Consider the following 21,627-nt stretch of genomic DNA (forward strand, 5'->3'; position numbering starts at 1 on the left):
CCAGGGGATCAGATCGTGCGTACGGGGTAACGGTGGTGGTACCAGCTGGCCAGCCCCGTGATGAGCAGCGACACCGTGAGGTAGGCCGCGCTCGCAAAGGCGAACGCCTCCACGCTGCGGAAGGTGGCGCTCTCCACCTTGGCGGCCTGGTACATCAGCTCGGCCACGCCGATCACGGTGGCGATGGAGGTGTTCTTCCAGAGGTTGAGCGCCTGGGAGATCAGCGGCGGCACGGTCACGCGCAGCGACTGGGGCAGCACCACGCGGCGCATGGTGGCCAGGAAGCCGAAGCCCAGGGCGCGGCCAGCTTCCATCTGCACCGCCGGCACCGCGCGGATGCCGCTGCGGATGTCCTCGGCCATGAAGGCCGCGGTGTAGAGCGCCAGCGCCACGATGGCCGCTGCCGCCTCGGCATGTCCGCTGTCATAGAGCCATTGCCTGGCCGCCTCGGGCAGCAACTCGGGTGCGCCGAAGTACCAGAACAGCATGTGCGCCAGCAGCGGCACGTTGCGGATGCCTTCGATGAAGACGAAACCCGCCCAGCGCAAAGGGGCCACCGGCGCCAGGCGCAGCAGGGCCACGACCAGGGCGATGGGCAGGGCCGCCAGCAGCGAGGCGGCCAGAAGCTGCAGCGACAGCAGCAGGCCACCCACCATCATGTGGTGGTACTGGCCGCTCAGCAGCAGGGAATAGTCAAACACGGGAATGCATGCCAGTCATTCAGAAGGCCGCAGCAAGGGGGGGGCAGCGCGCACCAATGGAGCGCCGACCCTCCTGCCAGCCCTCGGCGGCCTTGCCATCAACCGTCGATCTTGTCCGACTCGAACTTGAATGGACGGGTCGTGAACTTGATCTTGGTGTTCGGGCCGTACCACTTGAAGTAGATCTTCTCGGCCTCGCCCGACTTCTCCAGGTCGCGCAGCGTGTCGTCCACAATGGATTTCACGGCGGTTTCACCCTTCTTGATGCCGAGGGCCAGCGGCTCCACGCTCAGGTTGGTGGGCAGGATGGCGTAGTCCTTGTTGCGCGCACCGAGCTTGCCGAAGTCGTCGATCAGCGAGGACTCGTCGTTCACATAGCCCACGCCCTTGCCCTGCTGCAGCGCCAGGAAGGCCTGCTGCGTGGTCTCGAAGGTCACCACCTCCACGGTGGGCACGGCCTTGCGCACATTGGGCTCCTGCGTGCCGCCCTTGACGGTGACCACGCGCTTGCCCGCCAGGTCGGCCACGTCCTTGATGCCGCTGGCCTTCTTGACCAGCACCTTCTGGCCCGTGACGAAGGTGGTGAGCGAAAAGTCGATCTGCGCCTCGCGCTCCTTGTTGTGGGTGAGCGAGGCGGCCAGGATGTCCACGTGCCCCTGCTGCAGCTCGGGGATGCGCGCTGCCACGGCCAGCTGCTTGAACACGGGCTTGACGCCGATCTTCTTGGCGATGGCCTTGCCCAGGTCCACCTCGTAGCCGATCAGCTCGCGCGTCTTGGGGTCGATGAAGCTGTTGGGCTCGTCGGTGCCCAGCACGCCGACAACGAGCTCGCCCTTCTTCTTGATGTCTGCCAGCTGGTCGGCGTGGGCGGTGCCCGCAAGGGCGAACGCGGCGGCGGCCAGGGATGCAATGAAACGGATGCGCATGATTTCTCTCTCTCCAGACTTGTTGAAGACTGAAGGCTACGCTTCCAACCGGGAGATATGAACATCGCATTTCTTATAATCAAACTCGCCAAACGTGCTTGGCGCAGACTGTGACCCCATGGACGACGACACCCCCGAAAACACCACCCCCGCCACCACACCCTTCGAATGGATCGGCGGCGAAGAGCGCGTGCGCGCCCTGGTCGAGCGCTTCTACGACCTGATGGACCTGGAGCCCGGCTACGCCGCGCTGCGCGCCGCCCATGGCAGCGACCTCGCCAGCGCGCGGCAAAAGCTGTTCTGGTTCCTGTGCGGCTGGCTCGGTGGCCCGTCGTACTACACCGACCAGTTCGGCCACCCGCGCCTGCGCGCGCGCCACATGCCCTTTGCCATCGGTCCCCTGGAGAGCCGGCAGTGGGTGGCCTGCATGGACCAGGCCATGGGCGAGACGGGTGTGCCCGAGGCATTGCGCACGCGGCTGCGCGAAAGTTTCACGGGCACGGCCGACTGGATGGTCAACCAGCCCCTGGTGGCCAAGAAGCTGATGTGAGCGGCCGTGGACTGCGGCTGCAGGCATACTGCGCCTGTTCATTCCAACGAAGGAGTCCGTGCCATGCAGCGTTCCCTTGTGCTTGCCGCCAGCCTGCTGGCCTGTGCCCTGTCGTATGCCCAGCCGGCACCCGCCGCGGCTGATACCTGGAGCAACGTGCCGCCGGCATCGGACGACCGCTTCACCAACCCCAAGAGCAAGCTCTACGCGGGCCCGAATGGCTGGCACAACTTCGGCGAGGTGCGGGCCGAGGTGGCAAACGCCGCCAAGACCCGCTACGCCTTCAAGACCGGGCTCACCTACCTCTCCACCCCCAAGGCCTTCGTGTTTGCCACCAACGCGCAGTTGCAATTGGTCGAGGTGGATTTCGGCACCGACCGACCCGCGCCGGGTGCCTATGAGGTGGCGGCCAAGCCGGATCCGGCACAGAAGAAGGTGCGGGTTTCGCTGGCCGACGCGTCGGGCGGCAAGCTCCTGGGCTGGCAGAGCGGCGACAAGGCCGGCACCGTCACGCTGTCCAAGGTCAATGGCTACCTGTACTTCACTGCGCGCAATCTGCGCCTGGCGCCCGTGGGCATGGGCAACACGGGCGATCTCAAGCAGCCCATGTCATTGGGCTTCGAGGGTGCGGTCGTACCCGAATGAGCCTCTTCAACCCCCGGAGAATTCTTGTCCATGTCCTGCGATGAACGCTTTGCACAGGAGGCCCGTGCGCTGGGCTACAGCTTCGACGGCGAGATCAAGATCGGTGGCAACTACGTGCCGCTGGTGCGCGATGGCCGCCACCTCTACCTGAGTGGTCAGATCCCCCGTGTGGGCGATACGGTGGTGGTCACCGGCGCGGCCGGTGCCGATGCCTCGCTGCAGGACGCGCAGCGTGCCGCCAAGGTCTGTGCCATGCGCGCGCTGGCGCTGCTGCAGCGTGCCTTGGGCACGCTCGATGCCGTCAGCGCCGTGCTGCGCATCACCGTCTACGTGCAGTCTGCTCCCGGCTTCACGCAGCAAAGCGAGGTGGCCGACGGGGCTTCGGAAGTGCTCTACCGCGTTCTCGGCCCGGTGGGGGCGCACACCCGCACCTCGGTGGGCGTGCTGCAGCTGCCCAAGAACGCGACCGTCGAAGTGGACTTGATCGCGACAACAGCCCGCTGAGCGGGCTGGCTCACTCAGCCTTGATGCCCGCCGTTTTGACCAGTTGGGCATAGCGCCCATACTCCGCAGTCACCTGGCGCTGGAACTGCTGCTGCGGCGCACCCGTGGCGTCGATGCCCTGCGCGGACAGCTCGGCGCGCGCAGCCGGCGTCTGCACGATGCGCGCCGCGTCGGCGGCAATGGTGTCGAGCACGGGCTGCGGAGTGTTCGCCGGCGCGAACAGGCCGAACCAGGTGCCCGAGCGGTAGCCGTGGTAGGTTTCGCCCACCGTGGGCACCTCGGGCAGCAGCGTGTTGCGCTTTTCGCCCGTGGTGGCCAGGGCCACCACGCGGCCGCTGCGGATGTGCGGCAGCGCCGGGCCCAGCGCCACGAACATCACCTCCACCTGGCCGGCCACTACGTCCTGCAGGCCCAGCGGGCCGCCGCGGTAGGGGATGTGGGTGGCGAAAAAGCCGGCCTGCTGCTTGAGCAGCTCCATGCTGAACTGCAGCGCGCTGCCATTGCCGGCCGAGGCATAGCTGTAGCGGCCCGGTTCGGCCTTGGCGGCGCGCACGAAGTCGCTCAAGGTGCGAAACCCGGTCTTGGCGTTGGCCACGAGCACGAAGTCCACATGGCCGAGCGACACCACGGGCACCAGGTCGCGCTGGGCGTTGTAGGGCAGGTTGTGCTGCAGGTTGGGCAGGATGGTGATGGGCCCGTCGCCGCCCACCAGCAGGCTGTGCCCGTCAGGTTGGGACTTGGCCAGCGCATCGGCGGCGACGATGCCGCCGGCCGCGCCGCGGTTGTCCACCACCACGGGCTGCTTCCACTGCTCGGCCAGGCGCTGGGAGAGGTAGCGCGCCAGCACGTCGGGCGCGCTGCCGGGCGAATTGTGCACCGTCAGGCGCACGGTCTTGGTGGGGAAGGGCGCGGCCGGCGATGGCTGCTGGGCCGACGCGGCGAGGGCCAGGCAGGCGGTGGCAAGGGCCACGGCGAGGGTTTTGAGGGAAGCTGCAGCGCGCATGGCCGGTTCGCAAAGGAGTCGAGGAAGGACGCGATTCTGGGGACGCTTCTGCAAAACGGGAACGATCCTTTTTTCAGATCGTTAGCTGCAAAAGATCTAAGAGCCAGGCGTCAGGGTCAGGAATGGCGCGGCCCCGCCGGCTGCAGCAGCACCAGCAGCGCACCCGCGCCGCCATCGACGGGCCGGGCCTGCACGAAGGCCAGCACCTCGTTCTTCTGCACCAGCCAGCGCTGCACCCGGCCCTTGAGCACGGGGCTCTTGCCCGGGGAGCCCAGGCCCTTGCCGTGCACCACGCGCACGCAGCGCAGCCCGGTCTTGTGCGACTGGCGGATGAACTGGCCCAGGGCTTCGCGCGCCTCGTCCACGCGCAGGCCGTGCAGATCCAGTTGGCCCTGGATGGCCCAGTACCCCGAGCGCAACCGCTGCGTGACCTGCACGCCGATGCCGTGGCGGCGGTAGCTCAGCGCTTCGTCGGTGTCCAGCAGGGTGCTCACGTCGAAATCGTCGCTGATGGATTCGAGCAGCACGCGCTCCTCGTCCAGCCAGTGCTGCAGCGGCAGCGGCTGGGGCGGGCGGCGCTGCAGGCGCGCCAGGTTGCGCACGCGCAGCGGGGTAATGGGGCCCACGCTGCGGCTGAACAGCTGTTGCTCGGCTTCCGCCCGGGCGGCGGCCTCGCGCCGGGCTTTTTCCTCGGCCTGTTCGCGCTCGTGCTGCTCGCGCAGCTGGCGGGCCACGGTGGCCAGTTCCTGCAGGTCGGTGATGCGCTGGCTGGCACGGCGTGGGGCGGGGGGGGCGCGCCGCGGAGGCTTGGCTGTTGCGGGTGCTGCAGGCGCTGCGGCGGGTGGCCGGGGGGCGAGGGCCGGGCGTGCCGCAGCCAGCCAGGCGGCGGCGGATGCCCGCCGTGCCGAGCGCGTGGGCGTTGGTGGTACCGGGGCGGGCAGCGCCGCTGCCAGATTGGGGGGCAGTGCGTCCTTGCCGGCGGCACGGGCCAGGGCCGACTGCAGGGCGGTCAGCGCCGGGGGAGGCGGTGGCGGCGCGGGAGGACGGGCCGGCGGAGCGGGGCTGGTCACAGCAGCCCCTTCTCGGCCATCGACAGGGCCTGCCCAGGGGCTACGATGACATGGTCGAGCACGCGCACGTCGATCAGCGCCAGCGTGGTCTTGAGCGTCTGGGTCAGAGCCTCGTCGGCGCGGCTGGGCTGCACGCTGCCGCTGGGGTGGTTGTGGGCCAGCACCACGGCCGCGGCCTGGTGGTGCAGGGCGCGCAGCACCACCTCGCGCGGGTAGACGCTGGCCTGGGTCAGCGTGCCACGGAACAGTTCTTCGAGCGCCAAGAGGCGGTTCTGGTTGTCCAGAAAGAGCACGGCGAACACCTCGTGCCCTTTGGCCGCCAGGTGCAGCTGCAGGTAGTGCTTGACGGTGTCGGGCGAGTCGAACACCTCGCGCTCGCGCAACTGCTGGGCCAGGGCGCGGCGTGCCAGCTCCAGCACGGCCACCAGTTCGGCGCGCTTGGCGGGGCCGAGGCCCTTGATTCGGATGAGATCATCCGCACTGGCGTGCAGGAGGCCAGCGATGCCGCCAAAACCGCCCGTGAGCTTGCCGGTGGCGGCATCGAGCACCGGTGGGTCGAGCAGCTCCTGCGCCATCTGCAGCACGCCCTTGCCCACGATGCCGGTGCGCAGCAGGATGGCCAGCAGCTCCGCGTCGGCCAAGGCGGCGGGGCCGCGCGCGAGCAGTTTTTCGCGCGGCTGGGCGTCCGGGGGGAGGTCTTTGATGGCCATGGCGTGCAGAGGGTTAGGGGGCTCTCGGGCACCCAGCCATGGGGGATTGCCCGTTTTTCTACAATAGAGGCCAGTTTATCGGGACTTTCATGACCTCTACCGCCACAGCCCTTCCCACCGTACAGCCGGGCTCCTTTCTCACGCTGCACTATCGCCTGGCAGGTCCGGCGGGGGATGTGATCAACACCTTTGCCGACAAGCCGGCCACGCTGTCGCTGGGCACGGGCGAGCTGTCGCCCGCCATGGAACAGCATTTGCTGGGCCTGGTGGAGGGCACGCGCGCCACCTTCGAGCTGGCCGCAGGCGCGGCCTTCGGCGAGCGCAACCCCGACATGCAGCAGTGGGTGGCCAAGAAGCTGCTCAGCGACCTGGGCAGTGCCGACGAAAAATACAGCCCCGGCGACGTGGTGCAGTTCCCCACCCCCGACGGCATGGGCAGCTATGCCGGTGCGGTGATGCAGGTGCGCGAGGACGGTGCCGTGCGCTTTGACTTCAACCACCCGCTGGCCGGCCAGCCCGTCACCTTCGAAGTGCACGTGATCGGAATCCTCTGATGCAGACCCCCCAGGAAATCCTGCTGGCCGAGCCGCGCGGCTTTTGCGCCGGCGTGGACCGCGCCATCGAGATCGTCGAACGTGCGCTGCAGAAGTTCGGCCGCCCGATCTACGTGCGCCACGAGATCGTGCACAACACCTACGTGGTCAACGACCTCAAGGCCAAGGGCGCCATCTTCATCGAGGAATTGTCTGACGTGCCGCCGGGCGCGACCCTGGTCTTCAGCGCCCATGGCGTGAGCAAGGCCGTGCAGGAGGAGGCCGTGGCGCGCGGCTTCTCCATCTTCGACGCGACCTGCCCGCTGGTGAGCAAGGTGCACGTCGAAGTGGCCAAGCTGGCCAAGGAAGGCTACGAGTTCATCATGATCGGCCACAAGGGCCACCCCGAGGTGGAAGGCACCATGGGCCAGCTCGACCACGGCATCCACCTGGTGGAAGACGTGGCCGATGTGGCCCGTGTGCAGCCCGGGCAGACAAGCAAGCTTGCCGTGGTCACGCAGACCACGCTGAGCGTGGACGACGCGGCCGAGATCTCGGCCGCCGTGCGTGCGCGCTTCCCGCAGGTGCGTGAGCCCAAGCACCAGGACATCTGCTATGCCACGCAGAACCGGCAGGATGCCGTCAAGGTGCTGAGCCCCCAGGTGGACCTGGTCATCGTGGTCGGCAGCCCTACCAGCTCCAACAGCAACCGCCTGCGCGAGCTGGCCGCCAAGCTGGGCACTACCGCCTACATGGTGGACAGTGCCGAAGAGCTGCAGGCCGAGTGGTTCACCGGTGTGGCGCGCGTGGGCCTCACGGCCGGTGCCTCGGCGCCCGAGATCCTGGTCAAGCAGGTCATCGACCGCATCAAGGCGCTGGGGGCGGTATCGGTGCGCAGCATGAACGGCATCGAGGAAACCATCAAGTTCCCGCTGCCCAAGGGCCTCAAGATCGACGCCGCCACCGGCTTCGAGATCAAGGAGCGCCAGCCCGAGACAGGGCCGGCTGGACATTGAACCCAGATAAGTAGGCGCTCACAGCGCCACGGCGGGACCGCTCCATAGGTCGAGCGGCGGGTCGGCCGCCACCGCGCGCAGGATGTCGGTGCGCGAAATGAAGCCCGTGAGGCGGCCCGCCTCGTCTGCCACCGGCAGGCCGGGCAGCCCGGTTTCCAGCAACACGGCCGCCACGCGGCGCAGTTCCGTATCCGCCGCTACGGCGGGCACCGGGCTCACCATGACCTCCGAGACAGGCCGGCGTGCCAGATCGATGGCTTGCTTCACGGCACCGGGCTCGGGCAGCAGGTCCAGCGGCGCCATGTCGGCGCGCAGCAGCAGGCCCACCACGCGGCCTTGTGCATCCACCACCGGTGCCTGCGCCACATGGTGCTCGGCCAGCGTTTGCCAGGCGTCGTTGACCAGGGCGCCGGGCTGCACGGTCAGGGCCTCCTGCGTCATCACGTCGCTCACCAGGGTCAGGGGCTTGCGTGCCTGCGTCGGGCCTTGTTCGGTCTGGGCGTAGGCGCTCACGGCGTCCTGCAGGCGCAGGTTCACTGGCTGCACCGTGCTGCTGCCGGGCTGGGGCAGCACCTCGGGCTGCGCCTGCTCGTCCAGCGAGCGGGTGCGCAGGGCCTGCGGCCGCTGCACGCGCCGCACCGGCGCTACGCTGGCCAGGTTTTCCGCCCCGCCGCGGTACATCTGCCCCGAAGGGCCGAATACGAAGAACATGCCTGCAACCTCCTCTGTGGCGGCCTGCCCCCTGCAGTCGCCCTTGGCCATGTTATCGGCAGAAAAAAGGCCGGGGCACAGGCCAGGGTGTATCCGTGTGTGCCATAAGCGGGCCGTCCCGGGCATCTACACTCACCAGCTGTCCTGAACCGGGCCTTCCTGGCCCCGCACTCCCATGATTGACCGCGCCGCCATTTCCGCCGCCCGCGCCCAGCTGGCTTCCCGCCCCGACTTCCTGCGCACCACACCATTGCTGCGCCTGAGTGGCCGATCCCTGGGCGTGGACTGCGCCGAGGTCTGGCTCAAGCTCGAACACCTGCAGGTGGGCGGCAGTTTCAAGGCGCGCGGCATGCTGTACCGCCTGCTGGCCAACCCCGTGCCCGAGAGCGGAGCCATCATCGCCTCCGGCGGCAACGCCGGCATCGCCGTGGCGGCCGCAGCCCAGGCCCTGGGCGTGCGCTGCGAGGTGTATGTGCCCGAGGTCTCGCCCGAGGCCAAGCGCGCCCGCCTGCGCTCCCTGGGGGCCGACGTGGTCGTCACCGGCGCGGTGTATTCCGAGGCCTTCGAGGCCTGCGTGGCGCGCCAGAAGACCACGGGCGCCCTGCAGGCCCATGCCTACGACCAGCCCGAGGTGGTGGCCGGCGCCGGTACCCTGGCCGCCGAGATCGAGGAGCAGGGCGGTCGCCTGCCCGACAGCGTGCTCGTCAGCGTGGGCGGCGGTGGCCTGATCGGCGGCGTGGCCGCCTGGGTGGAAAGCCGCGCCCATGTGGTGGCGCTGGAGCCCGAACGCGCCCCCACGCTGCACGCCGCCCGTGCCGCCGGCATGCCGGTGGACGTGGAAGTCGGCGGCATCGCTGCCGATTCTCTGGGCGCGCGCCGCATCGGCGCCATCGGCTGGGAGGTGAGCCAGCGCCATGTGCATGAATCGCTGCTCTTGCCCGACGAGGCCATCCGCTCGGCCCAGCAGTGGCTGTGGAAGGAGCTCAAGCTGGCTGTGGAACCGGCCGCTGCACTGGGCCTCGCTGCGTTGCAGACCGGCGCCTACAAGCCACAACCCCAGGAAACCGTCGCGATGATTCTCTGCGGCGCCAATTTCGATCCTGCAAGCCTTGCCTGAAGCGGCATTGCTCCGCACCTCTAAAATCGCACCATGCTAGACATTCTTCTTCTCCGCAAAGACCTCGACACCGCCATCGCACGCCTGGAGACCCGCAAAAAACCCCAGGCCTTCCTGGACGTGGCCGCCTTCCAGGGCCTGGAATCCGAGCGCAAGACCCTGCAGTCGCGTACCGAAGAGCTGCAATCGCAGCGCAACCAGCTCTCCAAGCAGGTCGGCATGCTGATCAGCCGCGGCGAGAAGGACGCTGCCGAGGCCGCCAAGGCCCAGGTCACCGCCATGAAGGCGGAGCTGGAGCAATCGGCCGCGCGCCTGGAGCAGATCCAGGCCGAACTGCAGGCCATCCTCGTGGCCGTGCCCAACCTGCCGCACGAGAGCGTGCCTGTGGGCTCCGATGAATCGGGCAACGTCGAGGTGCGCCGCTGGGGCACACCCGGCACCTATGCCTTCGAGGTCAAGGACCATGTGGACGTGGGCACGCCCCTGGGCCTGGATTTCGACATGGGCGTCAAGCTCTCGGGCTCGCGCTTCACGGTGATGAAGGGCCAGATCGCCCGCCTGCACCGCGCGCTGTCGCAGTTCATGCTGGATGTGCAGACCCAGGAGCATGGCTACACCGAGTGCTACGTGCCCTACGCCGTCAACGCCGACTCGCTCAAGGGCACGGGCCAACTGCCCAAGTTCGAAGGCGACCTGTTCGCCGCCAAGAAGGGCGGCCAGGACGGCGAGCCCGTGCCGGACAACGCGGCGCTCTACCTCATCCCCACCAGCGAAGTGCCGCTGACCAACTTCGTGCGCGACGTGATCGTGGCCGAGGCCGAGCTGCCCATCAAGCTCACGGCCCACACGCCGTGTTTCCGCTCCGAAGCGGGCAGCTACGGCCGCGACACGCGCGGCATGATCCGCCAGCACCAGTTCGACAAGGTCGAGATGGTGCAGATCGTGCACCCCGACAAGAGCTACGAAGCGCTCGAGGAAATGACCGCCCACGCCGAGGCCGTGCTGCAAAAGCTCGGCCTGCCCTACCGTGTGATGAGCCTGTGCACCGGCGATATGGGTTTCGGCGCCGCCAAGACCTACGACCTTGAGGTCTGGCTGCCCGCGCAGAACACCTACCGCGAAATCAGTTCGGTGAGCAACTGCGAGGCCTTCCAGTCGCGCCGCCTGCAGGCCCGCTTCAAGAATGCCCAGGGCAAGAACGAGCTGCTGCACACCCTGAACGGCTCCGGCCTGGCCGTGGGCCGCACCCTGGTGGCGGTGCTGGAAAACTACCAGCAGGCCGACGGCAGCGTGACCGTGCCCGAAGTGCTGCGCCCCTACCTGGGCGGCTTGGCCGTGCTGGCCCCGCAAGCCTGAAGCACTGCGGGAGCTCCATCGACCAACGGGCCTTCGGGCCCGTTTTTCATGGCCCCGCACCTTGCCGAACGCGCGCCAGCAGCTTTTTGCGCGTTGTGGTGCAATGCGTTCCGACAGCGCGCCAGGCCCGCACAAACCCCAGAGTGCGCGTCGCCTCCCTACCATCTTCTCAGGATCGATCTTCCATGACCTACCCCATGCACACCTCCAGCATCCCCGTGTTCCGCCAGATGCTGGGCGCCCTGAAGGACGTGCTCGCCAAGACCGAAGCCCACGCCACCGCGCGCAAGATCGAACCCGATGCGCTGCTGCAGGCCCGCCTCTACCCCGACATGTTCCCCATGGCCCGCCAGGTGCTCATCGCCTGCGACTTCGCCAAGGGCGTATGCGCCCGCCTGGCCGGCGTCGAGGTGCCCTCGTTCCCCGACGGCGAGCGCCCCAGCTTCGCCGACCTGAACGAACGCATCGACACCGTGCTGGCTTTCATCGAGGGCTTGCCCGCCGAGAACTTTGCCGACGCCGCCACGCGCCAGATCACCCTGCAGCCCGGCACCCCGCGCGAAAAGCAGTTCGTGGGCCAGGCCTACCTGCTGCACTACGGCCTGCCGCAGTTCTTCTTCCACGTGACGACCACCTATGCGCTGGCGCGCCACAACGGGGTGGAACTGGGCAAGAAGGACTACATGGGCAAGGCCTGAATCTCAATGCACGCCGCGCTCGTTGCAGAGCGCAAAAAAAGCCTGCTATAATCGCAGGCTTCGACACATAGGAGAGGTGGCAGAGTGGTCGAATGTACCTGACTCGAAATCAGGCGTAGTGGCAACACTACCGTGGGTTCGAATCCCACCCTCTCCGCCACTGACAAAGCCCCGATGCTATTTAAACCATAGCTCGGGGCTTTTTCTTTTGCCGGGCTGCTCGCGACGGGGCTGGCCTGCGAGTGGGCTGTTGGCCTGTTGGCGGTGGCCATGCCTTCACTGTTAAGAGCCAGCCCACGGGCCAGCGTTGCACGGTGGCTAGGGGCACATGAGCACTGTCAGGGACTTCCCTTCCGTGCTGCTCGGGTGCGCGCAACTGCCCAATGAGCGCAACACCCTGGGCGGCATCGTCAGCGGCGTGCCCACTGGGACCTCAGTGGTATTGGCCAATGGCCGGGAAGATCTGCCGCTCACCGCCGACGGCGGCTTCACCTTCACCACTCCGTTGGCCGCAGGTTCTGCCTATGCCGTCACGGTCAAGAACCAGTCTCAGGGCACTGGCTGCGTGGTGCGCAATGGCACGGGCGCAATCGGCGCCGCCTCTGTGGACACAGTTGCGGTGCGGTGTGCGGTCCTGGGATCCTTGGCAGTTGGCTTGTGGGAGCAGGACCAGTGCGTCCCCGGCCCGGACTGCACTGGCCTGAAGAACGGTTGGAGCCTATCGCAGGCCTCACCCAAATGGGTGTGGGCGAACAGTTGTGACACCCGACACAGACGGATCGCCGCGGCTCGGCAAAGATTGGAGCAGCCCCACCCTTGCGTGCGGACCTTACCGCACCGCCGTACTGCTGCGAGCGCGACACGGGTGGGCTGTCTTTTTTATCTTTTGAACCGAGAGGGTTTCGACCATGCCAGTGACGACCACCACACCGCCCCAATTGCCCAGCCCTTCTCGCGGTCTCGCCAGCAGCAACGGCACCGCCGCAGCGGACGCGTGCCTGCAGCCCGGTAGCGCTGGCGGCACTGCCACTGCGTGAAAGACAGATATCCCAATCAAGGCGATTCATGACACAACATGCACCCCAAAAGCGAATGCAACGCATCGGCCTTTTAGCCGTATTGATTGTTCCCATGCTCTCCGCATGCGGAGGCGGTTCCGACAGTTCGGTCGAAACGCCTGCCCCACCACCCGCTTCTTCGGCCACCTTGTCCCTTCTTGCTGGTTATCCGCTCAGTGAAGGCAATCAGGACGGCCCCACAAGCACGACCGCGAGCTTCAGCACGAACGTGGGAGGAATGGCCTTGACCAGTTCGGGGGAAGTGGTCATCGCAGATACCAACAATCACCTGATACGTAAGCTCAGCGCCAATGGCGAGCAAGTCAGTACCTTGGCCGGAGGCTGGGTTCCTTCGGGTGCCACTCCTGGCACCCCATCCAGTTATTCGGACGGCAACGGCCAGAGCGCGCGGTTCTACCGCCCCGCTGCGGTTGCAGTGGACGCAGCAGGAAACACCTATGTGGCCGATACCGCGAACCACCTGGTGCGCAAGATCAGCGCAGCAGGACTCGTGACCACCCTGGCTGGCCGGGCAGGGGCATGTGGTAACCAGGATGGTGCGGGCAACGGAGCCACCCTGTGCAACCCCAGCAGCATCGCCGTAGACAAGACAGGTACGGTCTATGTGTCAGAAGCTTTTCTCCCTGGTCCAACTCAAACAGGGCGAATCCGCAAGATCACTGCGGATGGTGCAGTGAGCACCATCGCCAGCCAAACCAGAGGACGGAACCCACTCCTCGCCACGGATTCTGCGGGGACTCTCTACGCAGCAGATGCGGGACTGATCCTCAAGTACTCGGCAAACGGCCTGGCCACTGCGGTGTCGGGCAGCGAAGGGCAGCTCGGCAAAACCATCGTGGCCATGACCTTCGACTCAGCTGATCGCCTGATTGTGCTGGACAAGGAGGTGATCTCCGAACTTATGCTCGGCCCCCCGTCCATACGGTATGTACGGCTTGGCATTCGCCATGTCGGCAGCGATGGACGTGTCACGACCCTGGTCAGCGCCCCATCCGACTGCCACAATTACAGCGGTCGCAGCAACGATGACCTGTGTCAGGCCATTACCATGGTGGCCAAAGCCGATGGCCAGTTCCTGGTGGCCGAAGGCATCGGCGGCAGCAGTACCTCCTATAAATACGTGCAGTTGCGCAGCTACACACAGCAGGGCAAATACACGGTGGTCGCAGGCCCGGTTTCTCCCACAGGGGCCAAAGATGGGCAAGGCGATGCCGCGCGCTTTGACCAGCCTTCGGCGCTGGCCTTCGATCCATCGGGCATGCTGTATGTGCGCGACAAGGGCAGCGACACCATCCGCACTGTGCAAGCAGATGGTCTGGTAGGCACCCTGGGCCGGCCCGGAGGGCGGTGCACTTCGATCACAGGCCTGGGCAAGGAATTTCTTCCAAGTGGAATTGCCACAGTCCCCGGATCGGCCTTGGCCGCTGACGGAGCAGGCAACCTTTACACCTACATTGATTCCCGCATTCTGAAGTTGCGCAATTGCGAGGCCGTGCTTCTGGCGGATGTGAATCCATTGCTGATTGTGGATCCATCGACGGGCACGGGCAGACCCGCCGTCAACCCCATCACCGGCATTGCTGCGGACAGCACAGGCAACGTCTATGCGTCCTCCTACCAAGGAGTCATTTTCAAAATAGATACCAAAGGGACAGCCACATTGTTCGCAGGCAGCGAAGCCCAGTGGGGGCACAGGGATGGTCAAGGCCAAGCCGCAAGATTTTCGTGGCTGGGCAACATGACCACCGATGCAGCCGGTAACCTCTATGTGGTCGATAGTCTGAATAACTTCAAGAGCTTGGGTCCAACCATCCGCAAGATCACTCCGTCTGGGCTCGTCAGCACTTTGGCAGGTAACCCTGATGCCCCCCCCGGCCATGCCGATGGCCTGGGTTCAGCGGCACTGTTCTCGGTTGATTGGCCAGAGGAGCCAAAGACCGCCAGCCTCGCGGCGGACAACAAAGGCAACGTGTATGTCTCCGACCCTGCCAACAGTGTGATCCGCAAGATCACTCCTGACGGCCAGGTCAGCACCCCCGTGGGACAGGTGGGACGCCTGGGATTTGCAGCAGTGGACCTGCCAGGCAGCATCGGCCGCCCCGCCGGCATTGCAATCCGTGATTCCAGGCTCTACATCTCCGTCCCCCATGGGGTGATCCAGGTCAGGCTTCCTGATTGATCCCAGGAAACCGACTCTCCTCGATGGCTTCCTTCATGGGAGCCAGCGAGTGCCCCCCGGAGTACGGTCCGTAGGTGATGCGTGGCTTCTCATGGCCCAGGTCGGTCGCCATACGTGTTGAAGCTCAGGTCGGACAGGATGCATCGCCCTTTTGTCGGATGGCGCGGTTGGGTGAAAAGATGCATCCTTGGGCTCCTGTACGTGACGCATGCGCGGGCGGTTCTGCGCTGCTTGGGTTCGGGCCGCCCGCCTGCATGCTGGCTTGTGCAAGAATTTGTAGTTGCCGATACGTTTCACTTCACCGTTTCTTTCCCCGCAAAGGATGTGCTTCATGATCTCCCTCCGGAATTCCGCTCTCGCACTGGCCGTCGCCATGGCTGGCCTGGCTGCAGCACCCGCGCATGCGGCCGACCCTGCCGTGTTCGACGCGGCCACGGGCCGCCTGCGCTTTCCCATCCTGCAGATCGACGGCAACCTGAAGTTCCGCGACGTGGTGATCCAGCTGGTCTCGCCCGGCCAACTGCGCCTCAACGATGCCAGCGTGGGGGCGGAGATCAGCTTTACCTCGGCGGGCAATGTGCTGCGCATTCCGCAACTGAACTTCGGCGGCACCCTCTACCCCGCCGTCAGCCTGACCAGCCCCGGCTTTACGCTGGTGAGCTTCGGTGATGTCGTGATCGATGCCGGCACCCCCAGCAACGCCACCCTGGACATCCGCGTGACGGCCCAGGGCACGCCCGTGCCCCTGATCACGATCAACAACATGCCCAAGCCCAGCAACCAAGCCGCGTTCTGCAGCGATCCGGCGCTGCAGCAGACGGTGCTGGAAAACGCCGGCGCTGCGCAGGCCACCTGGACCATGTCGACCTGCACCTTCAGCGGCAACACCGGCCGCATGACGGGTACGCTGACCATCACCACGCCCGTGGCGGCCGCCATCCCTATCGTCGCGAACTTCACCTACCGCTGATCGGCCGGTTCAGTGCGGCTGGGCCTCAATGTGGCCCGGCGCATCCACCTGCACCGTGGCATGGCCTATGCCATGCGCGCGGCGCAGGTAGCCGGCCACCTGTGCCGGCAGGGCCAGCGGGTCGGTGCCCGGGGCCGGCGCCACATGCACCGTGGCCACGGTGCTCTCGTCTGTCAGGGTCCAGGCATGGAAGTGGCCCACCTCGGCCACGCCGGGCAGGGCGCGGATGCCCGCCGCCGCTGCCGCCAGGTCCAGCCCCTTGGGCGCGGCCTGCAGCAGCACCACCAGCGCATCCGACACCAGCCCCCAGGCCGAGCGCACCACCAGCACGGCCACCAGCACCGAGAGCAGCGGGTCGAGCACCGTCCAGCCCGTGGCCATGATGCCGATGGCCGCCGCGATGGCGCCCACCGAGCCGAGCAGATCCCCGACCACATGCAGCAGGGCGCCGCGCAGGTTGCCGTCGTTGCGCTCGCCACGCATGAGGATCCAGGCGCCCACCAGGTTCACCGCCAGGCCGATGGCCGCGACGATGAGCATGGGCCCGGCCAGCACTTCCGAAGGCGTGCGAAAGCGCTGCACCGCCTCCCAGGCGATCCAGGCCACGAGCAGCAGCAGGGATGCCCCGTTGGCCAGCGCCGCCAGCACCCGCACGCGGTGAAAACCGTAGGTGCGGCGCAGGTCCGGCGGGCGCCGTGCCACGCGGTACGCAATCAATGCCAGCAGCAGTGCCGCCGCATCGGAGACCATGTGCCCGGCGTCGGCGATCAAGGCCAGCGACCCCGACAGCGCGCCGCCCACGGCCTGCACCGCGGCGTAGCCAGCGGTCATCAGAAAGACCAGGCGGATGCGCCTTTCGTTGGATGCAGTAACCGAAGGGGCGTGGCTGTGCCCCGCGCCTTCCGGGTGCTCGTGGCTCCCATGATCGTGGGTGTCGTCAGGGGCGTGGGTATGTTTCCGGGCTTGGGCAGGCTCGTTGTACCCGTGGTCAAGCATAGGCCGGGGAAACCTAGAGATTCCCGGCAGAGGCCGCGATGCGCTGGCTGTAGGTCACATAGACACTGCAGCTTTGGACCGTCGCGAGGCTCAATCCATACAACTCAATGGTGGTTTTTCCTGACGACCAGGACGCGTTCTCGGACATTGAGCTCCGGTCCGTAGTGATGGCGGGGCCGTATTTGGATACCAGAGCCTCTCGCACCTCACCGATCAAACGGCGGCAGTCGCTTTCGTTTTTGGACGCGGTGACGTTCAAAAGAACCTGCTCCAGCCGGTCTTCCAGCAAGTAGAAACTGGCATTGAAGTTTTCGCCGACGATGGGAACTGACGGAATCCGAAATTGCAAGGTGGCGCCGCTCTTGGTTCTTTCCTTGGCAGATGGCTCATTCACCTTCCCATCAGGGTAGCTGCGCTTGATGGTTTCCAGCGATGCCCCGGCTTCTACCTTGCCCCACAGGGGTTCCGCAAAGACACCATGCGACGCCAACAGTGCAAGAACCAGTACAGCAGGTTTTTTCATGGGATATCTTTCTCCAAGATTGGGCGTGTGATTCCAAGTGCTGGGCATCCTGCAAGGATGCAACAGCCGTACCGTTGCATCCTATCAAGCCTTTGCCACCGCAGCGCCGCAATCCACGGCGATGCATGAGCGCTGGACTTGCCCGCAAAGGGGTCGGACAAGACAGCGCAGGGCCAGTAGTACTTTGCTGTGATGCTGAGCCCGCACCTCTTCATGCGCCTCGCCCGGCGGCCTCTGCGGCCTGCACCAGCGCCTTGCGCAAAGCTTTGGCGAAGCGCGGGTCGGTCACCGCACCCACGTTGAAGCGCGACCAGCGCGAGGTGGCCGCAAAGTCCACCGAGAAGATGCGCCCCGGCGCCATGACGATCTGGCGCGGCAGCATCTGCTGCGCAAAGGCCAGCGAGTCCTGCACGCCCGGCAGGGCCACCCACTGGTACAGCGACTGCGGGTTGCGCGTGAAGACCTCGGCGCCCACGGCGTCGAAGATCTGCGTGGCACTCTGCGTGGCCGCGGACAGGCGGTCGCGCAGGCGCTGGATGTGGCGCTGGTAGTGGCCTTCGCTCAGGATCACGTCCACCGTGCGCTCGGCGTACTCCGAGCTGCTCACGTGGATCAGCGCCTTCAGGTCAGCGATGTCGCTGGCCAAGTCGGCCCCGCAGGCGATGTACCCCACGCGCAGCGCGGCCGAGAACGACTTGGAGAAGCTGCCGATGTATATCGTGCGCTCGAGCTGGTCCAGCGAGGACAGGCGCGGTGCGCCGGTGGGCTTGAAGTCGGCCAGCGGGTCGTTCTCCACGATCATCAGGTCGTACTTCTGCGCCAGCTGCAGCACGCGGTAGGCCTTGGCGGCCGTGAGGTCCGAGCCCGTGGGGTTGTGCGCGACGGACTGGGTGAAGAACAGCCGTGGCTTGTGCACGATGAGCAACTGCTCCAGCGCATCAAGGTCCGGCCCGTCGGCCAGGCGCGGCACGCCCACGATGTGCGCACCCGCCAGCTTGAGCTTGCCGAACAGCGGGTAGTAGCCCGGGTCGTCCACCAGCACCGGCGCCCCGGGCGGCACGAAGTAGCGTATCACCGTGTCCATGGCCTCGTTGGCACCGTGGGTGAGAACGATCTGCCGCGGTTCGGTGCCGATGCCCAGATCGGCCAGCTTGCGCACCAGGTGGTGGCGCAGCGGCTCGTAGCCGAAGCGGTTGCCATAGCGGAACAGCGCGCCCAGGCCCGTGCGCACCACCTTGTGGTGGAACTTGTCCAGGCGCACATCGGCCAGCCATTCCACGGGAGGGAAGCCGTCACCCACCGCCAGCGCGCCGGGTTCGGACTTGAGCTGCTCGCGCATCAGCCACACGATGTCCATCGCGCGGCCCAGCGAGCCGGCCTCTTCTTCCTTGGCCGCGGCCCTGGGCTGCTCGCGCACGAAATAGCCCGAGCCCCGGCGCGGCTCGATCAGGCCGCGCGCCACCAGCATCTCGAAGGCCGCGACGATGGTGTTCTTGGCATAGCCGTGCAGCTGTGCCAGCTCGCGCAGCGAGGGCAGCTTGTCGCCCGCCTGGTAGGCGCCGTCGCGGATCTGCCGGTCGATGGAATCGGCCAGCGTGAGGGTCAGCGAGGCGGTCTTTGGCGCGGCTTTCATGAGGGTTCCACAGCGGTTGGACCACTATGACACAGCCAGTGTGTACCTGGACAGATGGCGTAACTGTCCCTGAAAACTGTACCCATAAATACTGGTACAGATGGCCTAGAGTCCGTTCCATCACATGCCCGAGGACATCCCAACATGGTCGCCGACTCCCGCCTTCCCCACTTCCGCGCACTCAGCCCCGCGCAGCGCTTCGACCATGTGGTGCAGGCCGCCGGCCTCACCGCTGACGAGGCCGCTCTGCTGGCCGGGCCTGGTGCCCTGGGCGTGGAGCGGGCCAACGGGATGATCGAGAACGTCATCGGCACCTTCGAGCTGCCCTTTGCCGTGGCCGGCAACTTCCAGGTCAATGGCCGCGAGGTGCTGGTGCCCATGGCGGTGGAAGAGCCCTCGGTGGTGGCCGCCGCTTCGTACATGGCCAAGCTGGCGCGCGAATGCGGGGGCTTCCAGGCATCGAGCACCGGGCCGCTGATGCGCGCCCAGGTGCAGGTGATCGGTCTGGCCGATCCCTATGGCGCGCGCCAGGCCCTGCTGCTGCAGCGCGAGGCCATCCTGGCCGTGGCCAACAGCCGCGACAAGGTGCTGATCGGCCTGGGCGGCGGCTGCCGCGACATCGAGGTGCACGTGTTCGACGACGCGCCGCGCGGCGCCATGGTGGTCATGCACCTCATCGTGGACGTGCGCGACGCCATGGGCGCCAACACCGTCAACACCATGGCCGAGGCCGTCTCGCCGCTGGTCGAGCAGATCACCGGCAGCACGGTGCGCCTGCGCATCCTGTCCAACCTGGCCGACCTGCGCCTGGCCCGGGCGCGGGTGCGGCTCACGCCCGAGGTGATGGCCACGGCCGAGCACAGCGGCGAGCGCATCATCGATGGCATCGTCGATGCCTGCGATTTCGCGGTGATCGACCCCTACCGCGCGGCCACGCACAACAAGGGCATCATGAACGGCATCGACCCCGTCATCGTCGCCACCGGCAACGACTGGCGCGCGGTGGAAGCCGGCGCCCACGCTTATGCCTGCCGCGGCGGGCGCTACACCTCGCTCACCCGCTGGGAGAAGGACGCCAGCGGCGCCCTGGTCGGCAGCATCGAGATGCCCATGCCCGTGGGCCTGGTGGGCGGCGCCACCAAGACCCATCCGCTGGCGCGCCTGGCGCTGCGCATCCTGGGCGTGCAGTCGGCGCAGGAGCTGGGCGAGGTGGCCGTGGCCGTGGGCCTGGCGCAGAACCTGGGCGCCCTGCGTGCGCTCTCCACCGAAGGCATCCAGCGCGGCCACATGGCCTTGCACGCCCGCAACATCGCGCTGGTGGCCGGCGCCACGGGGGACGAGATCGACCGCATCGCCAAAAGCATGGCGCAGGAGCACGACGTGCGCGTGGACCGCGCGCTCGCGCTGCTCGCAGAAATCAGAGGCTGACAGAGACGGCCGGCAGGCCCGCGACAGGGCCGCCTTTTTTCAACGACAACGACAGGAGACAAGACCATGAAGCTGAACACACGCATCCCCTCCCTGCTCCGGCCGCTGATCGCGGCCGCGGCGCTGGCGCTCGGCCTGTCCGCGGCCCAGGCGCAGGACATCCGCTTTGGCTTCAATGCCGACCAGTCGGGCACCGGCGCTGCCGAGCTGGGCGTGGCCGCGCGCCACGGCTTCGACCTGGCCATCGAGGACATCAACAAGGCCGGCGGGCTGCTGGGGCGCAAGGTCGTGGGCATCGTGCGCGACGACACGGGCCAGCCCCCGAAGTCCATCCAGAACATGACCGAGCTGATCGACAGCGAGAAGGTGGCCGCCGTGGTCGGGCCGACCAACTCGGGCAACGCCCTGGCCTGGCTGCACATTCCGCAGCAAAAGAAGGTGCCCGTGATCGTGCCCGTGGCCACGGCCACCGACATCACCAAGCGCTACGCCAACGAGGCGCAGAACTACATCTACCGCGTCTCCATGGTCGACCGCGAGCAGGTGGCGCTGCTGATCGCCTACGCCGTCAAGGCCACCAAGAACCAGAAGATCGCCTTCATAGCCGACTCCACGGGCTTTGGCCAGCAGGGCGTGAAGGACCTGACCGAGGTGCTGGCCCTGCACGGCGCCAAGGCCGTGGCGGTGGAGAAGTTCGGCCCCAAGGACACGGACATGACCTCGCAGCTGGCCAAGATCCGCGATGCCGGGGCCGACACGCTCATCGTATACGGCTTGGCCGACGCAAATGCCCAGCTGCTGCGCAGCATGGAAAAGATCAACTACATGCCCACCACGCTGGGCACCTGGGGCAACATGAGCACGCCGCTGCTCAACACGGCGGGCAAGAAGCTGGCCGAGCACATCATCTTCGCCACCTCCACGGCCGAGGACAGCAACCCGCGCGCCGTGGCGCTGGCCGCGCGCGTGCGCGAGCGCTACCCGCAGCTGCCCACCTTCGTGGCGGCCGCGCAGTCCTACGACTCGGTGATGCTGCTGGCCGCCGCCGTGAAGAAGGCCGGCAGCACCGATGGCGAGAAGCTCGCCGCCACGCTGGAGAACGGTGTACCCGACACCCAGGGCGTGGTCAAGCTCTACCAGAAGCCTTTTGCCAAGGGCGACCACGAGGCGCTGTCGGTGGCCGACTTCCACCTGGCCCGCTGGCGCGATGGCAAGGTGTCGGCCTATGAGGACGCCATCACCAAGGCGCTGACGCCGGCCGACTACAAGAAATAAGCCC

Annotated in this window: 21 protein-coding genes and 1 tRNA gene; 13 read left to right on the top strand and 9 right to left on the bottom strand. The window is 66.8% G+C overall.

The genetic code is table 11. The features are described 5' to 3' along the window. Window positions 1-8 precede the first annotated feature (8 nt). Entirely contained in the window at window positions 9-707 is a 699-nt protein-coding gene (locus tag AC07X5_RS26380) for an amino acid ABC transporter permease (RefSeq protein WP_494772570.1), read from the bottom strand. Between the two features lie 92 nt (window positions 708-799). Further along, window positions 800-1,627, bottom strand: a complete 828-nt coding sequence (locus AC07X5_RS26385; RefSeq protein ID WP_494772541.1) for an ABC transporter substrate-binding protein — start codon at window positions 1,625-1,627, stop codon at window positions 800-802. Window positions 1,628-1,745: 118 nt separating this feature from the next. Between AC07X5_RS26385 and AC07X5_RS26390 the strand changes: the two genes are divergently transcribed. From AC07X5_RS26390 to AC07X5_RS26400, 3 genes are all read left to right on the top strand, one after another. After that, a complete protein-coding gene (locus AC07X5_RS26390) occupies window positions 1,746-2,177 on the top strand; it encodes a group II truncated hemoglobin (protein WP_184862997.1) in 432 nt (143 codons plus the stop codon). 63 nt (window positions 2,178-2,240) lie between these two features. After that, window positions 2,241-2,822, top strand: coding sequence for a hypothetical protein (locus AC07X5_RS26395; RefSeq protein WP_494772542.1), 582 nt, complete (start codon window positions 2,241-2,243; stop codon window positions 2,820-2,822). Between the two features lie 30 nt (window positions 2,823-2,852). Beyond that, a complete protein-coding gene (locus tag AC07X5_RS26400; protein ID WP_494772543.1) occupies window positions 2,853-3,326 on the top strand; it encodes a RidA family protein in 474 nt (157 codons plus the stop codon). A gap of 10 nt (window positions 3,327-3,336) precedes the next feature. Here the strand turns inward: AC07X5_RS26400 and AC07X5_RS26405 are convergent, their stop codons facing one another. From AC07X5_RS26405 to radC, 3 genes are all read right to left on the bottom strand, one after another. After that, window positions 3,337-4,296: a Bug family tripartite tricarboxylate transporter substrate binding protein gene (locus tag AC07X5_RS26405; RefSeq protein ID WP_494772544.1), complete on the bottom strand. Its 960-nt coding sequence runs from the start codon at window positions 4,294-4,296 to the stop codon at window positions 3,337-3,339. 149 nt (window positions 4,297-4,445) lie between these two features. Further along, entirely contained in the window at window positions 4,446-5,090 is a 645-nt protein-coding gene (locus tag AC07X5_RS26410) for a Smr/MutS family protein (RefSeq protein ID WP_409962572.1), read from the bottom strand. Window positions 5,091-5,395: 305 nt separating this feature from the next. Continuing rightward, entirely contained in the window at window positions 5,396-6,109 is a 714-nt protein-coding gene (radC, locus tag AC07X5_RS26415; protein WP_494772545.1) for a RadC family protein, read from the bottom strand. Window positions 6,110-6,198: 89 nt separating this feature from the next. Between radC and AC07X5_RS26420 the strand changes: the two genes are divergently transcribed. Together AC07X5_RS26420 and ispH are read left to right on the top strand one after the other, a co-directional pair. Continuing rightward, entirely contained in the window at window positions 6,199-6,663 is a 465-nt protein-coding gene (locus AC07X5_RS26420; protein WP_494772546.1) for an FKBP-type peptidyl-prolyl cis-trans isomerase, read from the top strand. Next, window positions 6,663-7,658 (top strand): 4-hydroxy-3-methylbut-2-enyl diphosphate reductase, encoded by a 996-nt coding sequence (gene ispH, locus AC07X5_RS26425; RefSeq protein ID WP_494772547.1) that lies wholly within the window; start codon window positions 6,663-6,665, stop codon window positions 7,656-7,658. The genes AC07X5_RS26420 and ispH overlap by 1 nt, the downstream gene beginning before the upstream one ends. Window positions 7,659-7,676: 18 nt before the next feature. Here ispH and AC07X5_RS26430 read toward each other — a convergent pair whose 3' ends face one another. Further along, a complete protein-coding gene (locus AC07X5_RS26430; protein WP_494772548.1) occupies window positions 7,677-8,369 on the bottom strand; it encodes a CBS domain-containing protein in 693 nt (230 codons plus the stop codon). 175 nt (window positions 8,370-8,544) lie between these two features. Between AC07X5_RS26430 and AC07X5_RS26435 the strand changes: the two genes are divergently transcribed. The 6 genes from AC07X5_RS26435 to AC07X5_RS26460 all read left to right on the top strand — a co-directional run bounded on the left by AC07X5_RS26435 (window position 8,545) and on the right by AC07X5_RS26460 (window position 15,768). Next, window positions 8,545-9,486 (top strand): threonine/serine dehydratase, encoded by a 942-nt coding sequence (locus tag AC07X5_RS26435; protein WP_494772549.1) that lies wholly within the window; start codon window positions 8,545-8,547, stop codon window positions 9,484-9,486. Between the two features lie 33 nt (window positions 9,487-9,519). Further along, window positions 9,520-10,842, top strand: a complete 1,323-nt coding sequence (gene serS / locus AC07X5_RS26440) for a serine--tRNA ligase (RefSeq protein ID WP_494772550.1) — start codon at window positions 9,520-9,522, stop codon at window positions 10,840-10,842. A gap of 185 nt (window positions 10,843-11,027) precedes the next feature. Further along, entirely contained in the window at window positions 11,028-11,540 is a 513-nt protein-coding gene (locus AC07X5_RS26445) for a DUF1993 domain-containing protein (protein ID WP_409962530.1), read from the top strand. Window positions 11,541-11,610: 70 nt separating this feature from the next. After that, a tRNA-Ser gene (locus tag AC07X5_RS26450) sits at window positions 11,611-11,700 on the top strand. A 932-nt stretch (window positions 11,701-12,632) separates the two neighbouring features. Beyond that, a complete protein-coding gene (locus tag AC07X5_RS26455; protein WP_494772551.1) occupies window positions 12,633-14,798 on the top strand; it encodes an NHL repeat-containing protein in 2,166 nt (721 codons plus the stop codon). Between the two features lie 331 nt (window positions 14,799-15,129). Then, window positions 15,130-15,768, top strand: coding sequence for a hypothetical protein (locus AC07X5_RS26460; RefSeq protein ID WP_494772552.1), 639 nt, complete (start codon window positions 15,130-15,132; stop codon window positions 15,766-15,768). A gap of 9 nt (window positions 15,769-15,777) precedes the next feature. Here the strand turns inward: AC07X5_RS26460 and AC07X5_RS26465 are convergent, their stop codons facing one another. The 3 genes from AC07X5_RS26465 to AC07X5_RS26475 all read right to left on the bottom strand — a co-directional run bounded on the left by AC07X5_RS26465 (window position 15,778) and on the right by AC07X5_RS26475 (window position 18,920). Next, a complete protein-coding gene (locus AC07X5_RS26465) occupies window positions 15,778-16,764 on the bottom strand; it encodes a cation diffusion facilitator family transporter (protein ID WP_494772553.1) in 987 nt (328 codons plus the stop codon). A gap of 13 nt (window positions 16,765-16,777) precedes the next feature. Continuing rightward, window positions 16,778-17,287 (bottom strand): hypothetical protein, encoded by a 510-nt coding sequence (locus tag AC07X5_RS26470; protein WP_409962538.1) that lies wholly within the window; start codon window positions 17,285-17,287, stop codon window positions 16,778-16,780. A gap of 211 nt (window positions 17,288-17,498) precedes the next feature. Then, window positions 17,499-18,920, bottom strand: a complete 1,422-nt coding sequence (locus AC07X5_RS26475; RefSeq protein WP_494772554.1) for an aminotransferase-like domain-containing protein — start codon at window positions 18,918-18,920, stop codon at window positions 17,499-17,501. A 144-nt stretch (window positions 18,921-19,064) separates the two neighbouring features. Here AC07X5_RS26475 and AC07X5_RS26480 point away from each other — a divergent pair, with 144 nt between their 5' ends. Both AC07X5_RS26480 and AC07X5_RS26485 read left to right on the top strand, forming a co-directional pair. Further along, window positions 19,065-20,348, top strand: coding sequence for a hydroxymethylglutaryl-CoA reductase, degradative (locus AC07X5_RS26480; protein WP_494772555.1), 1,284 nt, complete (start codon window positions 19,065-19,067; stop codon window positions 20,346-20,348). Window positions 20,349-20,414: 66 nt separating this feature from the next. Next, complete coding sequence (locus AC07X5_RS26485) at window positions 20,415-21,623, top strand: ABC transporter substrate-binding protein (protein WP_409962542.1); 1,209 nt, start codon at window positions 20,415-20,417, stop codon at window positions 21,621-21,623. Window positions 21,624-21,627: the final 4 nt, after the last annotated feature.

The organism is Acidovorax sp. GW458-11-26-14-TSB4, assembly GCF_059423865.1.

Coding starts and splice junctions, on each gene's coding strand:
- AC07X5_RS26385 (WP_494772541.1), bottom strand. CDS start 1,627: ATGCGCATCCGTTTCATTGCATCCCTGGCCGCCGCCGCGTTCGCCCTT.
- AC07X5_RS26390 (WP_184862997.1), top strand. CDS start 1,746: ATGGACGACGACACCCCCGAAAACACCACCCCCGCCACCACACCCTTC.
- AC07X5_RS26395 (WP_494772542.1), top strand. CDS start 2,241: ATGCAGCGTTCCCTTGTGCTTGCCGCCAGCCTGCTGGCCTGTGCCCTG.
- AC07X5_RS26400 (WP_494772543.1), top strand. CDS start 2,853: ATGTCCTGCGATGAACGCTTTGCACAGGAGGCCCGTGCGCTGGGCTAC.
- radC (WP_494772545.1), bottom strand. CDS start 6,109: ATGGCCATCAAAGACCTCCCCCCGGACGCCCAGCCGCGCGAAAAACTG.
- AC07X5_RS26420 (WP_494772546.1), top strand. CDS start 6,199: ATGACCTCTACCGCCACAGCCCTTCCCACCGTACAGCCGGGCTCCTTT.
- ispH (WP_494772547.1), top strand. CDS start 6,663: ATGCAGACCCCCCAGGAAATCCTGCTGGCCGAGCCGCGCGGCTTTTGC.
- AC07X5_RS26430 (WP_494772548.1), bottom strand. CDS start 8,369: ATGTTCTTCGTATTCGGCCCTTCGGGGCAGATGTACCGCGGCGGGGCG.
- AC07X5_RS26435 (WP_494772549.1), top strand. CDS start 8,545: ATGATTGACCGCGCCGCCATTTCCGCCGCCCGCGCCCAGCTGGCTTCC.
- serS (WP_494772550.1), top strand. CDS start 9,520: ATGCTAGACATTCTTCTTCTCCGCAAAGACCTCGACACCGCCATCGCA.
- AC07X5_RS26445 (WP_409962530.1), top strand. CDS start 11,028: ATGACCTACCCCATGCACACCTCCAGCATCCCCGTGTTCCGCCAGATG.
- AC07X5_RS26455 (WP_494772551.1), top strand. CDS start 12,633: ATGCAACGCATCGGCCTTTTAGCCGTATTGATTGTTCCCATGCTCTCC.
- AC07X5_RS26460 (WP_494772552.1), top strand. CDS start 15,130: ATGATCTCCCTCCGGAATTCCGCTCTCGCACTGGCCGTCGCCATGGCT.
- AC07X5_RS26465 (WP_494772553.1), bottom strand. CDS start 16,764: ATGCTTGACCACGGGTACAACGAGCCTGCCCAAGCCCGGAAACATACC.
- AC07X5_RS26470 (WP_409962538.1), bottom strand. CDS start 17,287: ATGAAAAAACCTGCTGTACTGGTTCTTGCACTGTTGGCGTCGCATGGT.
- AC07X5_RS26475 (WP_494772554.1), bottom strand. CDS start 18,920: ATGAAAGCCGCGCCAAAGACCGCCTCGCTGACCCTCACGCTGGCCGAT.
- AC07X5_RS26480 (WP_494772555.1), top strand. CDS start 19,065: ATGGTCGCCGACTCCCGCCTTCCCCACTTCCGCGCACTCAGCCCCGCG.
- AC07X5_RS26485 (WP_409962542.1), top strand. CDS start 20,415: ATGAAGCTGAACACACGCATCCCCTCCCTGCTCCGGCCGCTGATCGCG.